This is a genomic window from Abditibacteriota bacterium, from assembly GCA_017552965.1.
Taxonomy (GTDB): domain Bacteria; phylum Armatimonadota; class UBA5829; order UBA5829; family UBA5829; genus RGIG7931.
This window is the reverse complement of sequence record JAFZNQ010000076.1, coordinates 63,217-78,154: the sequence shown is the minus strand read 5'-3', so window position 1 is coordinate 78,154 and position 14,938 is coordinate 63,217. Positions and strand designations below refer to the sequence as shown.

General features: G+C 59.2%; 9 protein-coding genes. All 9 read left to right on the top strand.

Annotated elements, in window-relative coordinates:
• Positions 1 to 52: 52 nt before the first annotated feature.
• Genes IK083_06940 through IK083_06900 form a run of 9 tightly spaced genes read left to right on the top strand, consistent with a single transcriptional unit; the run spans position 53 to position 14,914 of the window.
• On the top strand, positions 53 to 2,350 hold the full coding sequence (locus tag IK083_06940) for a family 14 glycosylhydrolase (protein ID MBR4749288.1): 2,298 nt from the start codon (positions 53 to 55) through the stop codon (positions 2,348 to 2,350).
• A gap of 2 nt (positions 2,351 to 2,352) precedes the next feature.
• Positions 2,353 to 4,680, top strand: a complete 2,328-nt coding sequence (locus IK083_06935) for a beta-galactosidase (protein MBR4749287.1) — start codon at positions 2,353 to 2,355, stop codon at positions 4,678 to 4,680.
• A 12-nt stretch (positions 4,681 to 4,692) separates the two neighbouring features.
• Positions 4,693 to 6,228, top strand: a complete 1,536-nt coding sequence (locus IK083_06930; GenBank protein MBR4749286.1) for a site-2 protease family protein — start codon at positions 4,693 to 4,695, stop codon at positions 6,226 to 6,228.
• Positions 6,225 to 7,277, top strand: coding sequence for a flavodoxin-dependent (E)-4-hydroxy-3-methylbut-2-enyl-diphosphate synthase (gene ispG, locus IK083_06925; GenBank protein ID MBR4749285.1), 1,053 nt, complete (start codon positions 6,225 to 6,227; stop codon positions 7,275 to 7,277). Before IK083_06930 ends, ispG begins: the two co-directional genes overlap by 4 nt.
• On the top strand, positions 7,267 to 7,752 hold the full coding sequence (locus IK083_06920) for an N-acetyltransferase (protein MBR4749284.1): 486 nt from the start codon (positions 7,267 to 7,269) through the stop codon (positions 7,750 to 7,752). The genes ispG and IK083_06920 overlap by 11 nt, the downstream gene beginning before the upstream one ends.
• A gap of 16 nt (positions 7,753 to 7,768) precedes the next feature.
• On the top strand, positions 7,769 to 8,539 hold the full coding sequence (locus IK083_06915) for a sugar phosphate isomerase/epimerase (GenBank protein ID MBR4749283.1): 771 nt from the start codon (positions 7,769 to 7,771) through the stop codon (positions 8,537 to 8,539).
• A gap of 57 nt (positions 8,540 to 8,596) precedes the next feature.
• The gene (locus tag IK083_06910; GenBank protein ID MBR4749282.1) at positions 8,597 to 10,702 is read left to right on the top strand and encodes a glycoside hydrolase family 127 protein; all 2,106 of its coding nucleotides are present in this window, start codon (positions 8,597 to 8,599) and stop codon (positions 10,700 to 10,702) included.
• Between the two features lie 35 nt (positions 10,703 to 10,737).
• The gene (locus IK083_06905; protein ID MBR4749281.1) at positions 10,738 to 12,843 is read left to right on the top strand and encodes a glycoside hydrolase family 127 protein; all 2,106 of its coding nucleotides are present in this window, start codon (positions 10,738 to 10,740) and stop codon (positions 12,841 to 12,843) included.
• 1 nt (position 12,844) lies between these two features.
• Positions 12,845 to 14,914 carry a glycoside hydrolase family 127 protein gene (locus tag IK083_06900; GenBank protein ID MBR4749280.1) on the top strand — a complete coding sequence of 690 codons (2,070 nt, stop codon included), beginning with the start codon at positions 12,845 to 12,847 and terminating at the stop codon, positions 14,912 to 14,914.
• The last annotated feature ends 24 nt before the right edge of the window (positions 14,915 to 14,938 follow it).

Below are 14,938 nucleotides of genomic sequence, written 5' to 3'. Positions count from 1 at the left end.
CCGGGGAACCTTCCGGGCGCCGCGCCTCCGGGAAAGCCGGGGAGAGAGCGCCTTGAAATATCTGTTGCCGCTGCTATTGATATTGCTGTCCGCCGCTGCCATGGGCGCGGAGCCGGCGGCCGTCTGGTCGGCTGCGGAGCCCGGGAACATCCGTCTGATGGAGGGCGGCGAATGCAAGGTGGCCCATACCTCTGTGGAGGGCAGGGACTGCGTGCTGGTGGAGCCCTGGGGCGGGCCCATGAACTACATGTATTTTGCCCTTGACCCGGAGACCCGGGGCAGGATAGAGCCCGCAGGCTCCCTGGTCATAGAATACTGTCTCACAGACGGCGTGTTTCTGCAGCTGAACTGGGAGATCGATTCGTCCCGGGGTCCCTACGACGGCCAGGGGTCCATCCGTTACATGGGGGGCGGCTGGAACAGGGCCGTGGCCCGATACGACGATTTTGTCCCCGTGGGCAAGATGAACTTTGGAGCCGATTTTCGGCTGACCACCAGACCCGGTCTGGCAGTGAGCCGTGTGGAAATATACAATGAACGAATAGAAGAGGAGAGTCAGGAAGACCTGCTTGACGCATTTTTTGAGACCATGGATTTCAACAACAAAAGATCTGAAGACGCCTTTTACGTATTTGGCGTCGGAGTCTATGACACCATCGACGTGAATACGGGCAAGCTGCTGAAGAAGCTGGGAGTCACCAGTGTGGAGAACTACGTCACCTGGCGCTCCGTGGAAAACGAAGGCAAGGACCGGTGGGACTGGAGCCTGTGGGACAGGAATCTGGAGATAGTCAGAGAAAGCGGTCTCAAATGGTCGCCGGCCATCATGCACTCCCCGGCCTACACCATCCCCGACTGGTATGCCGAGAGCGACGAATTCGTGCCCAACGCCTGTCTGGAGCACGGCACGGCCGGCAAGACCATCAGCCTGTGGTCCCCGGGCTTTGACCGGTGGACCGAAAGGTTCGTCAAGGCCTTTGCGGAGCGCTACGCCGGCTCGGGCATGATCGAATCCCTGATACCCGGCATACAGGGGGATTTTGGCGAAGCCATATACACCGTGCAGGGCAACAGCGTGATCTACGACCTGATAGGCGGCCCCTACCACAACCATATAGGCTACTGGTGCAACGACCCATACGCCCTCAAGAGCTTTCAGGCCTTCGCCGCAGACAAATACGGAGATATGGACAAGCTCAACAAGGCGTGGCACACCTCCTTCGGGAGCCGGGAAGACATCAGATTTCCCTTCTACGGCGAAGAGGAGATCAGGGCGCTGATGGCCCGTATGCCCGGGGACCCCACCTGCCGCAGATACTATCTGGATTTCGTATGCTGGTACCGGGGCTGCATGACGGACCACGCCGACCGGTGGCTGGCCATGCTCCGCAAGTATTTCCCCGATACTCCCATATATCTGTGCACCGGCGGACACACGGATCCCAGACTGGGGGCCAGCTTTGCCGAGGAGTGCCGGGTGGCTGCCAAGAACAAGTGCGGCGTGCGCATCACCAATGAGGACTCCGACTACGCGAACAACTTCGTCCACACCCGTCAGGTGTCCTCCGCCGGCAAATACTACGGAGCCTATTACGGCTACGAGCCCGCCGGCGCCGAAGACGAGGTGGGCATAGTGGCCCGCATCTACAACTCCACTGCCTCCGGCTGCGACCACCTGCACGACTATATGGGCAACGTCACCTCGTCTGACAGCCGCATGACCCAGCAGCAAAAGCACATCGGCTATCTGTTCAGGGGCAAGGCGGTGGTGCCTGTGGCTCTCTGGTATCCCAACACGGACAGCGACATCCGGGAAAACGGAGCCGGCCTGTTCATGAGAGAGGCCATGAAGATCAGGGCCTTCTTTGACTACGACTATCTGGACGACAGCATGCCTCAGGCTCTGGACTGCTACAAGGTCCTCATCATCACCGGGTGCTCCGTCATGGAGACAGAGCACGCGGAGAAGATCGCCGATTTTGCCCGCAGGGGCGGCAAGGTGCTGGTGGTGAACGTCCCCGGGCTCACCTCGGTGGAGGGCGGCGACGAGCTCGAAAGGCTCCTGTTCCCCGAGTCACCCAAAGGCGGGGCCTTCGGCAAGGGCTATATTTACCGGACCGACGACTACGCCTCCATGGCAGGGAGGGTCCATACGGCTCTTGTGAATATGGGCTGTCCCGCCTACGACATGACCGATGATCAGGTCTATGTGACCATGCTGGAAGGCAACAGATTCTTTATCTACAACAAGGAAAAAGAGCAAAAAACGGTGAAGGTGGAATACAAGGGCAGGATCCACAGGATCGACTGCGCCCCCGAGACCATCACCGATCACACGCTGGGAGAATAAGTATGAAAAAAGCTTTGATCGTATTGGCGCTTTTGGTGATGGCAGCCGCTCTGCAGGCTGCCGAGACCCCCGTGGCCCGCTGGTCGGTGGACGCGACTCCTACCGAGATGGCTCCCGTTTACTGGGAGGATGACGGGGTATTCCTGCAGGGGACTGCCGGGGGCAGCAACGCCCTGATGATGGCGGCGGGAGAAGCCAGCTATGTGTATTTTACCTTCCGGAACGACCTGCGGCAGAAGGTCCAAAAGGACGGCTGCATGGTGGTGGAATACTATTCTTCCCTGAAGCTGCCTCAGATAGTGCGGCTGAATATGAACACACCTGACGAAGATTATGCCATTACCGGCGCCTTTCTGGCCCGCCCGGGGGGCTGGAAGACCGCGGTGTGCAAGTATCAGGACTTTGTGCCCGTGGCGGCCATGAACGGCGGAGCCGACTTCCGCATATTTGGCACCGAAGGCCTTTTTGTCAGAAAGGTGGAATTGTACAACGGCGAGCTGTCCGGGGAGACCCTGAAGACTCTCGAAAAGGACAAGCAGGCTCCCCCCGTGGTGCCGGTGGACTATCCTCTGGGAATAGGGGTCTATCACGTGCCGCCTCTGGCCGACGCCCAGATATACAAGGAGCTGGGTATCACGGCTCTGGAGAACTACGTGACCTGGAGCTCTGTGGAAAACGATGAAAAGGGCAAGTGGGACTGGTCCCTGTGGGACGATACGGTCAGCGTGCTCAAGGCTGCGGGCCTGAAATGGGCTCCCGCCCTGATGGTGGCTCCCGCCTACACCCTGCCTGATTGGTATACGAAGAGCGACGAATTCGTGCCCAACACCTGTCTGGAGCACGGCACTGCCGGCAAGACCGTCAGCCTGTGGTGTCCCGACTTTCCCAAATACGTGGAAAGGTTCATGAAGGAATTTGCCGCCCGCTACGGAAAGACCGGCATACTGGAGGCCGTCTATCCCGGCATCCAGGGAGACTTTGGCGAGGCCATATACACGGTGGAAGGCAATCAGGTCATATACAACATCACCGGCGAATACCACAATCACCGGGGCTTTTGGTGCAACGACAAATACGCCCTCGCTTCCTTTATCAAGTTTGCCCGGGACAAATACAAGACCGTGGAGGCCCTGAACAAGGCCTGGAACATGGAGCTCAAGGACTTTGACAGCGTCAGATTCCCGTTTTACAGCGAGGAAGAGCAGCGGGCCTTTTTTGACAAAAAGGAGACCGACCCCACCGTGCGGCGGTATTTCCTGGACTTCGTGTACTGGTACCGCAACTGTATGACCGAATACGCCGACTGGTGGCTGGGCATGGCCAAAAAGTATCTGCCCGACACCCGGGTGTTCCTGAAGACCGGCGGTCTGGCCGATCCCACCACCGGGGCCAGCTTTGCGGATCAGTGCCGGGTGGCAGCCAAAAACAAGGCCGGAGTGCGCATCACCAACGAGGCCTCCGATTACGGTCTGAACTTTGCCTACACCAATCTGGTGGGCTCCGCTTCCCGCTACTACGGCTGCGAGTTCGGCTATGAGCCTGCCGGCCCCGAGGACGAAAACGGCATAGTGGCCCGCATCTACAATTCCACCTGTTCGGGAGCCCAGCACCTGTTTGACTACAACGCCAACATCGTTCTGACTCCGGAGCGGATGGCTGTCCAGCAAAAGCACCTGAAATATCTGTTTCAGGGCGAGCCCATAGTGCCCATAGCCATGTTTTTCCCCAACACCTATGCGGACATACACATGTACAACAAGCGGAGGCACATCTACGAATTCTCCGACTATGCGGCCAAGCTGAGAGACGCCTTTGACTACGACTTTGTGGACGAGACCATGCCGGACGCCCTCAAAAACTACAAGCTGCTGGTCATAGTCCAGGCAGATATACTGGAAAACTCCACCGCCGCCAAGATAGCCGAATACGCCCGGAACGGGGGCCGCGTGCTGGTGCTGGACGGGGGAGTATTTACCAATCCCGAGGGGACCAAGGGCCCGGAAAGGGTGCTGTTCCCCAAGGACTCCCGGGGCGGAGCCTTCGGCAAGGGCTCGGTGACGAGATACGACACCGAGGAGGCCCTGTTCAAGGCGATACACGACACCCTGCCCGAGGTGGGCGAGCCTACCTACGACATAGTCCTGGACGGCGTGTATGTCAGCCGTCTGGCGGGAGACAGATATATGCTGTACAACTCCGGCGACAAGGACAAGGAGCTGCTGATAGATTATCACGGGACCAGGTACAACATGGTGGCTCCCGCCCACACCATAATGGACGGCCACGACCCCGAGGACTGTCAGGACTCCCCGGGCGTATCGACAGACTGAGGGTAGCAGAGCTTGATCACGGTAATCGCTTTTATAGTAATCATCTGCCTGCTGGTGGTGGCCCACGAATACGGCCATTTTTTGCTGGCGCGCTTGTTTGACATAGACGTCCACGAGTTTTCCGTGGGCTTCGGTCCCAGGCTGTTCACCTATCTGAAAAAGAACGGCACCGACTTCAACGTCCGCTGTATCCCTCTGGGCGGCTTCGTGCGCATGAGCGGCGAAGACCCGGAGGAGATGGACGTGGAAGGGGGCTTTCAGTCCAAGCCTGCCTACGCGAGAGCCGCCGTCATCTTTGCGGGGCCTCTCTTCAGCTTTTTGTTTGCAGTGCTGATATTCATGCTGTTGGGCTACGTGTGGGGACTGCCCGACGGCTCGGACAACAGCGTGCAGATGACCCTGCCCAATACCCCGGCGGCCAAAATGGACCTCCGGGCCGGGGACCGGGTGCTGGAGATCAACGGCAAAAAGCTGTCCCGGCCCGGCGAGCTGGTGGAAGAGATCCGCAGGAGCCGGGACGAGGTCACTTTGCTGGTGGACAGAAAAGGCGAGCAGCTGGTGAAGACGGGCAAGCCGGATCTCAATCTGAGATACTATCTGGGAGGCAGCTGGGAGCAGGAGGACGGCAGCGTCCGGCTCACCGGGGTCCTGAAGGATACGCCTCTCTGGCAGCAAAAGGCGAAGCCCGGCAGCGAGCTGGTCTCCATGAACGGCAAGGCTTACTCTTCCACCGCAGACTTCTGGGCCGCCGCCCCCTCCCCGGGGGACCGGGTCACACTGGTGCTGAAGGAGGGAGAGAAGACAAGGACAGTGTTCTTTGAGGCGGAGCACACCTGCGGCCTCTTTTGCGGCAAGGAGATCATATTTCCCTCCTGCATGTTCCTGAGCGCCGAGCCCACCTCCGGCAAATGGTATGACAGCGGCAACGTGCTCCTGAGCCTGTGCTCGGTGAAGATAGGCTCCTCCCGGGACCTGGAAAAAGCCGTGAAGCGGGCGGCGGAGAGCGGGGACCACACCATAGACTACTACAGGGACGGCGAGGAAAACGAGGTGTATCACGACGTCCCCGACACGGTCAGCTATACCCCGAAAATGGGCATGGCCACGCCGGTCCTGGGGTTCATCCCGGGCTATTATCTCAAAAAGACCGGGCTGGCCAAGAGCATGCAGACCGGGCTGGAGTCCGTGTGGAGCATGCTGACGGAGACCTACAAGATGCTGTTTTCCCGGGCCGTCAAGGACAATCTGGGAGGCCCCATCGCCATAGTGTCCATGACCAACAGCGCCGTCAACACGGGCAGCTTTTCCCTGATCATACTGCTGGGAGGCCTGTCTCTGTCGCTGGCCATATTCAATCTGCTGCCCATACCGCCTCTTGACGGAGGCCATCTGGCAGTGATATTGACGGAGCTCATCAGAAGGAAGCGGTTTACCAAGGACCAGCTGATCAGGATACAGGTGGCCGGCCTTGGGGTGATGATAGTGTTGTTCCTGCTGGTCATCGGCATGGACATCACAAAGCTTATAACGGGGACTATGCCAAAATGACAAGAAAAAATACCCGCGCCGTCATGGCGGGCCGGGTGCAGATAGGGGGCGGGGCTCCCGTCTCCGTCCAGTCCATGACCAATACCCGGACCACGGACATAGACGCTACCGTGGCGCAGATAGCCGGTCTGGAGGCTGCCGGGTGTGATATAGTCAGGTGCGCGGTCCCGGATATGGAGGCCGCCGCCGCTATAGGCGAGATCAAAAGGCAGACGGGCATCCCCCTGGTGGCAGACGTACACTTTGACTGGCGCCTGGCTGTGGAATGCGTAAAGCAGGGAGTGGACAAGCTCAGGATCAATCCCGGCAACATAGGGGATAGGAGCCGCACCGAAGCGGTGGTGCGGGCCGCTGCCGAGAGGGGTATCCCCATCCGCATAGGCGTCAACGCGGGCTCGGTGGACCGGAAAAAATATCCCGAGCTCACGGCCCGGGCGCTGGTGGAGTCCGGCATGGAGCAGGTGCGCATACTGGAGGGCCTGGGCTTTTTTGACACGGTGCTCAGCTTCAAGGCTTCCTCCGTGCTGCTGACCGCGGAGGCCTACAGGCTGGCTGCGGAAATATGCGACTATCCCCTGCATACGGGGGTCACGGAGGCGGGGCTGCCCCGCACGGGCATCATCCGCTCGGCCATAGGCATAGGCTCCCTGCTCATGGACGGGATAGGGGATACCATCAGGGTGTCCCTGACCTCGCGGCCCGAGAACGAGGTGACCGCCGGCATAGAGATACTCCGGTCCCTGGGTCTCAGGGACAGCGGCTATACCCTGATATCCTGTCCCACCTGCGGCAGGACCCGTATAGCTCTGGAGGAGCTGGCCCAAAAGGTGGCGGACTATCTGGACAGAGAGAGGCCCGCAAGGCCTGTGACCGTGGCTGTCATGGGCTGCGTGGTAAACGGTCCCGGGGAGGCAAGAGAAGCCGATCTGGGCATAGCCGGCGGCGACGGCAAATGCGCCCTGTTTGCCCGGGGCGAGCTGCTGAGGACCGTGGCAGAGGACAAAGTATTTGACGAGTTTGTAAAGGAGCTGCGAAAAATTGCGTATTGACATAGCAGACAAGGCCGCCATCCGCAAGGCGCGGCTGGGGGACGTGACGGAGATACAGGAGCTGGTCAACGATTTTGCGGCCAGGGATCAGATGCTGCCCAAATCCCTGTCGGTGCTGTATGAGAACATCAGAGATTTTTACGTGGCGGAGGACTCCGCCGGCCGCGTGCTGGGCTGCTGCGCAGTCCACGTGTGCTGGGCCGATCTGGCCGAGATCAAGTCTCTGGCAGTCAGGGACGAGTGTCAGGGCATGGGGCTGGGCTCCGCTCTGGTCACCGCCTGTGTGGAGGATTGCAGGAGCCTGGACATTGACAGGGTGTTTGCCCTGACCTACAAGGTGCCTTTTTTTGAAGCCCTGGGCTTTCGCCGGGTGGAGAAAAACACTCTGCCCCAGAAGATCTGGTCCGAGTGTATCAACTGTCCGAAGTTTCCCGACTGCGGCGAGGAAGCGGTGGTGTTGGACTTAGGTAAATAAACTCGAGGAGAGATATATGAAAAAATATCAGATCGCCGCGCAGCTGTATACCGTGCGCGACTTCATCAAGGACGAAAAGGGCGTAGCGGAGAGCTTTGCCAAAGTGCGGAGCCTGGGCTACGAGACCGTGCAGATAAGCGGCATGGGCCCCATTGACGAAAAGGTGTGCAAGAAGCTGCTGGATGACCACGGCCTGCGGTGCATAGCCACCCACGAGAGCCCCAAGATGCTCTTTGAGGAGCCCATGAAGGTGGTGGAGCGTCTGAAGAAGCTCTCCTGCGTCCACACGGCCTTTCCCCATCCCGGGCCCTATCCCCTGAACACGGCGGACGACGTGAAAAAGCTGGCTGACTCCCTGGCGGAATGCGGGCGGATACTCAGCGAGAACGGCATTGTATTCTCGTATCACAACCACCACATAGAGTTCAAAAAGGTCGGCGGCAAGCTCATACTGGACACTCTCCTGGACACAGTTCCCGCCGAATATCTGAAGATGGAGCTGGACACCTACTGGGCCCAGTTTGGCGGACAGGAGCCTTCCAAATGGATGAAAAAGCTGGCGGGCCGGATGCCACTGCTGCACCTGAAGGATTATAAGGTCAATGAGGAGAACGCCGTCAAATTCGCCGAGATAGGCAACGGCAATCTGGACTGGGCCGACATCATCCCCTCTGCCGAAAAGGGAGGCACCGAGTGGTTTATCGTCGAGCAGGACGTCTGCGACGGCGACCCCTTTGAGTCCCTGAAGCAAAGCTATGACTTTATAGCCGCGAATTTCTGCGACTGAGATGTCCGGGCAGCAGGATCCCCAGACCGGATCCCGCTGCCCTTTTTACGGTGAATTATGAAAAGGTTGTTTCTCTTGCTGTTCCTCGTCTCCCTGTGGAGCCCTGCCCTGTGGGGCGAGCCGGACAGATACGTCCTGAAGCCCATGGATTACAAGGGGGTGTATCTGAAGGGAGAGCTGCAGCGCCAGTTCGAAGAAAACGAAGCGTTTTACTACGGTCTGTCCGACGACTATCTGCTGTATCCCTTCCGGGTGAGGGCAGGACTGCCCGCTCCCGGGGGCTCCATGGGAGGCGTGTATGCAGGCCACGGCCCCTTCGGACAGTTTTTGTCCGGCTATGCCAGAGCCTACGCCGCCACGGGAGACGAAAAATACAGAGAGAAGGCCCTGCATCTCATGAACGAGTGGGGCAAGACCATAGACGACGCGGGCTACGGCTTCCCCCTGAAGGACGGCTTTTTGGTGGCCTACCAATACGAAAAGCTCATGGGCGGCCTGGTGGACGTGTATCACTACTGCGGCGCAAAGGAAGCCAAGGGGTATATGGACCGGATCACGGACTGGGCTGAGAAAAACATACCCCGGGACAAGACCTACTGCGACGTCACCGGGGCCATGACAGGCGAGTGGTACACTCTGTCGGAAAACCTCTACAGGGCCTGGCTCTATACGGGAGACGACAGATACAGGCGCTTTGCCCAGGTGTGGGAATACAACGAATACTGGGACGAGGTGGCCTCCGGCGACTGGAACGCCATATACTCCCATCCCGGGTGGCACCACGGCTACAGCCACGTGAACACCTTTGCCTCTCTGGGAGCGGCCTACGCCGCGGGACGGGGCGACAAGTATCTCAACACCCTGAAGACCGCCTATGACTTCGTGCAGAACGAACAGTGCTTTGCCACCGGCGGCTACGGAGCCGCGGAGGTGCTGCTGCCCCGGCAGGGCGTGATAATGACGGCCAAGACCAATCACAACACCTTTGAGACCCAGTGCGGCAGCTGGGCCGGCTTCAAGATAGTCAAGTATCTGACCGGCTTTACAGGCGAGGGCCGCTACGGCGACTGGACGGAAAAGCTGCTGATCAACGGAGTGGGGGCTTCCCTGCCCACCAGCGGCTACGGCGTCACCTTTTATTATTCCGACTACGCGGCGGAGGGAGCGGAAAAGATCCTGAAGCCGGATCTGGGCTGGCCCTGCTGCTCGGGGACCCGGGCGGAGGCCATCCCCGACTATCACGATCAGCTGTATTATCATGACGACGCCAATATTTACGTCAGCCAGTTCTTTGCTTCCGGAGTGGAGACGGAGCTGCGAGGCGTCCGGGTCCGGCTGGACCAGACCACCCGTTTCCCCGAGGAAGAAAAGACTCTGATCACCGTGGACCCCGACAAGCCCGCCGTCTTCGGATTGTGCTTCCGCATCCCCGCCTGGGCGGAACAGGGAGTGTCGGTGGCGGTCAACGGCAAGGATACCCCCTTTGAAAAGAAGAGAGGCTGGGGCAGGGTGCTCCGGAAATGGCGCCCCGGGGACCGGGTGGTATTGCAGCTGCCCATGACCCTGAGAGCCTGCCATCTCTTCGGCGAAAGGGACAACCCCTGGGCGCTGACCTACGGCCCCGTGGTGCTGGTGTGCATGAAGAAGGGAGCCATGGAGAACCCCTTCCGGCTGCTGGACCCGGAGACCATAGACCGGCAGCTGGTCCGGGGAGAAGGCATGGTCTGGCGCCACAAGGACCTGCCGGACATAGAATTCAGGCCCTTTTACGCTCTGGGAGACGGAGAAGCCTATTTTATGTATATAGCCGATCCCGCCGAGCACTATCTGGGCGCCGTGTATAAGGGCGGCTGGGACAAGCGAAACGGCGTGATGGTCACAGGCACCGTGGGCATCTTTGCGGAAAAGAAGTTCTGGGGCAGGGGCGTCCGTATCAGCGCCATGTGCTACGACGACTGCGGCGTCATGGACGTGTATATAGACGGAGAAAAGGCCGGTGAGATGGACCTTTACAGACCCGTCAGGGGCGAAAAGGCCTTCTTTGAGTTCTTTGCTCCCGCCAAGGGCAGCCACACGGTCCGCGTGGTGACCACCGACCGGCGGAACCCCGAGTCGAAGGACGGCATTTTCAATATAGAAAGGATAGACGATATATACAATTGAGCAGGGCCTTGTCGGCCGGCTCGATCGGAGGATATATGCTGAAAGTATTTACGTGTTTGTGCCTGCTCTTTTTGTGCGCGGCGGCCCTGTGCGGCGAGTTTGACCGCTACGCCCTGAAGCCCATGGATTACAAAGGAGTGGTCCTGAAGGGCGAGCTGGGGCGCCAGTTCGCGGAGAACAGCCGATTCTACCTGAACCTCAACGACGACTCCCTTCTGAAGCCCTACAGGGAGAGGGCGGGGCAGCCCGCTCCCGGGGAGAATATGGGCGGAGTTTACGTGGGACACGGTCCTTTTGGCCAGTTTTTGGCGGGCTACGCCAGAGCCTACGCCGCTTCCGGGGACGAGAGGTACAAGGACAAGGCCCTTTACCTCATGCGGGAGTGGGGCAAGACCATCGAGGAAGACGGCTTTTTCCTGCCCTCGAAGGGAGGTCTTCTGGGAGCCTATCAGTATGAGAAGCTCATGGGCGGTCTGGCGGACATATACCACTACTGCGGCGAAAAGGAAGCCAAGGTGTATATGGACAGGATCACGGACTGGGCGGAGAAAAACCTGCCCCGCACCCGGGAATACTGCGACGTCACAGGCATCAACACAGGGGAATGGTACACCTTGTCGGAAAACCTGTACCGGGTCTGGCTCTATACGGGCGATGAGCGCTACAGGGATTTTGCCAAAGTGTGGGAATACATCAAATACTGGACCGAGGTCCACGACGGGGACACAGAGGAAATGTTCAAGCGGCCCGGGTGGCACCACGGCTACAGCCACGTGAACACCTTCGCCTCCCTGGGGACGGCCTACGCCGCCACGGGCAACGGCTGGTATCTGGACACCCTGAAGGCCGCCTATGATTTCGTAACGGACACCCAGTGCTATGCCACCGGGGGCTTCGGCGCCAGCGAATCCCTTATGCCGGAGGAGGAGCTCATCAAGGCTTCCAAGACCCTGCACAATACCTTTGAGACCCAGTGCGGCAGCTGGGCGGGCTTCAAGATAGTCAAGTATCTGACGGGTCTCACCGGAGAAGGACGCTACGGCGACTGGACGGAAAAGCTGCTGGTGAACGGCATAGGCGCTTCCCTGCCCATGAAGGAAAACGGCGTCACCTTTTATTACTCCGACTACGCCGCCGAGGGAGCGGAAAAGATCAACAAGCCCCAGGTGGGCTGGCCCTGCTGCTCCGGGACCCGGGCGGAAGCCATACCCGATTACTGCGACCAGCTCTATTATTACGACGACAGATCCATCTGCGTCAGTCAGTATTTTGCTTCTGAGGCCGCCTTTGAGCTGACGACGGGCAAGGTGCATCTGGAGCAGCTCACCGACTTTCCCAACGAAGAGAAGACCACTCTGGTCGTCACGCCCGAGAAGAGCGCCGTCTTTTCCCTGAAGTTCCGCATCCCTTCCTGGAACGACAGCCCCATGGTCAGGATCAACGGCCGGGATACGGTCTATTCCAAGGTCAGGGGCTGGGGCCTCCTCCTGCGCAGGTGGGACCCCGGAGACCGGGTGGAGATAGCATTCCCCATGTCTCTTTGGGCCTGTCATCTGCTGGACAGGGAGGACAATCCCTGGGTGCTCATGTACGGCCCCGTGGCTCTCGTGTGCATGGCCGACGGCGTGGACCAAAACCCCTTCAGGAAGCTGGACGCCGCCTCCCCGGGCAAGCAGCTGGTCCGGGGCGAGGGCATGACCTGGCGCCACAAAAATTATCCCGAGCTCATCTTCAAGCCCTTTTACGACGTCAGGGAAGGGGAGATATATTACATGTATATCACAGACCCCACCATATCCTATCTGGGCGCCGTGTACAAGGGCGGCTGGATAAAGAGGGACAACTGGATGACCGTGTACTTTGCCGGTCCCACGGCGGAGCGTACCTTATGGGGGGACACCGTGAGGGTGAGCTATTATCTGTTCAACGACTGCGGCATCATGGACGTGTATATAGACGGTGAGAAGAAGGGAGAGATAGACCTCTACAAGAAGGACGCCCGGGGAGAGAGGGCGACAAGCGTTTTTGACGCCGGCTCCAAGGGGATGCACCGGGTGCGCATAGTGACCACCGACAGGAGAAACCCCGAGTCTCCGCAGAGCTATTTTAACTTAGAAAGGATAGAAGGATTCAACAAGTAACATGACAGACTTTTTTGAGAATGCCAGGCTCAGGCCCGCGGGGCTTGAGAACACCACGCTTTACGGCGAGCTGGGGCGCCAGCTGGACAGCGTGCTCCGCTTTTATTACAGCATACCCAACGACGACCTGCTGAAGCCCTACCGGCTGTGCAGGGGCCTGCCCGCCCCCGGCAAGCCCATGGGAGGGGTCTACGTGAGCCATTCCCCCTTCGGGCAGTACCTGTCCGCCTACGCCAGATTTTACAAGGCCACCGGCGAGGAAAAATACAGAGAAAAGGCAGTGTATCTCATGGACGAGTGGGGCAAGACCATCGAGGAGGACGGCTTCTTCTTCGATACCCGGAAGCCCTTCCTCTCCTGCTACTACTACGACAAGCTGGTGTGCGGGCTGGTGGATATAGCCAACCTGTGCGGCGAGGAGCGGGCCATGGACTATCTCGCCCGTATCACCGACTGGGAAGAAAAGCACGTGCCCGAGACCAGAAAATACTGCGACACCGTGGGGCAGGATACAGGGGAGTGGTACACCCAGTCCGAGAATCTGTACAAGGCCTATATGGTGTCCGGAGACGAAAGGTATAAAATGTACGCCTCCAAGTGGGAATACTCCGAGTACTGGAACGAGATACTGAACCGGGACTATGAGAATATGTACAAAAAGTCTCCCTGGCATCACGCCTACAGCCACGTGAACACCTTCAGCGGCGCAGGCATGGCCTATATAGTGACCGGCAGCGAAATATACGTGGATATACTGAAGGCCGCCTACGAGTTCCTGCAGAACGAGCAGTGCTACGTCACCGGCGGCTACGGCTCCGGAGAAAATATGGCTCCCCGCAGCGTGGTGGCGGACCAGCTGAAGCATGCCAGCCACCATTTTGAGACCCAGTGCGGCAGCTGGGCGGGCTTCAAGCTCTCCAAATACCTTACCTGCTTCACCGGCGAGGCCCGGTATTCCGACTGGGTGGAGCGGCTGATACTGAACTGCATCGGCGCCTCCCTGCCCAACACGGGAGAGGGACGGGTGTTCTATCATTCGGAATACAAGACCTGCGGCGCCCACAAGCGGCACTACCACGCCTCGCCTTGGCCCTGCTGCACAGGCACCAGACCTCAGGCTGTGTGCGAATACAAGGATCTCCTGTATTTCACCGACGAGGACAGCGTATACGTGGCCCAGTATTTTGCTTCGGAGGCAGAGCTGACGGTGAAGGGCCAAAGGGTGTCCGTAAGCCAGAAAAAGAGCGCCTTCCCCACAGAGCCCAAGGCGAAAGTGACCGTGGATGCAGACTGCGAGTTCGCTCTGAAGTTCCGCATACCCGGGTGGGCGGCGTCGGAGCCCGTGGTCCGGGTCAACGGCCAAAAGGTCTCCTACAAAAAGGAGCTGGGCTGGGGCGTCCTCAGCCGCAGCTGGCAAAAGGGCGACGAGGTGGAGATCGACCTGCCCATGGAGTTCAGGGTCAACTATCTCTTTGATGACGAGAGCCTGCCCTGGGCCGTGACCTACGGACCTATGGCCATGGCCTTCCGGGGCGGCGCCGACGTGAACCCGGCCCTCTTTGTGGAGCCGGACAAGATAGCCGAGGACTTTGAGCCCATGCCCTGCGAAGAGCTCACCTGGCGGCGCCGGGACAACCATGACATAGTCATGAAGCCCTTCTATATGTATAAGGAAAACGAGGAATACTTCCTGTATATGGACCCCGAGGCGGATATAAGCCTTGCCACCTATCGGCTGGCCGACTTTGAGGGAGCGTGGAGAAGGCTGGAATCCTTTGCCGCCTCGGAGGACAGGGAGGCCCGCTGCACCTACCGGTTCAAAGGCAGGGGCGTAAGGGTCCGCTATCACGGCAGGCATGTCGGAGGCATAGCCAGAGTCCTTCTGGACGGAGAGGTAAAGGGAGAGATAGATTTCTTCAACGAGTCCAACGACATAGCCCTGTTCCGGGACTTTGACTCCGACAGCGTCGGGGAGCATATCCTGACTCTGGAGCCGGCGGGGACCAAATGCTCCAGGAGCCGGGGAGAGGAGATCAACGTATGCGGCTTTGAGCTGCTCTGCGATATGTAGAGGGAGACAGCTGACAACAAACTG

Excerpts from the sequence above, each read along its gene's own strand:
- IK083_06935 (MBR4749287.1), top strand. The coding sequence starts at position 2,353 with ATGAAAAAAGCTTTGATCGTATTGGCGCTTTTGGTGATGGCAGCCGCT.
- ispG (MBR4749285.1), top strand. The coding sequence starts at position 6,225 with ATGACAAGAAAAAATACCCGCGCCGTCATGGCGGGCCGGGTGCAGATA.
- IK083_06915 (MBR4749283.1), top strand. The coding sequence starts at position 7,769 with ATGAAAAAATATCAGATCGCCGCGCAGCTGTATACCGTGCGCGACTTC.
- IK083_06910 (MBR4749282.1), top strand. The coding sequence starts at position 8,597 with ATGAAAAGGTTGTTTCTCTTGCTGTTCCTCGTCTCCCTGTGGAGCCCT.
- IK083_06905 (MBR4749281.1), top strand. The coding sequence starts at position 10,738 with ATGCTGAAAGTATTTACGTGTTTGTGCCTGCTCTTTTTGTGCGCGGCG.
- IK083_06900 (MBR4749280.1), top strand. The coding sequence starts at position 12,845 with ATGACAGACTTTTTTGAGAATGCCAGGCTCAGGCCCGCGGGGCTTGAG.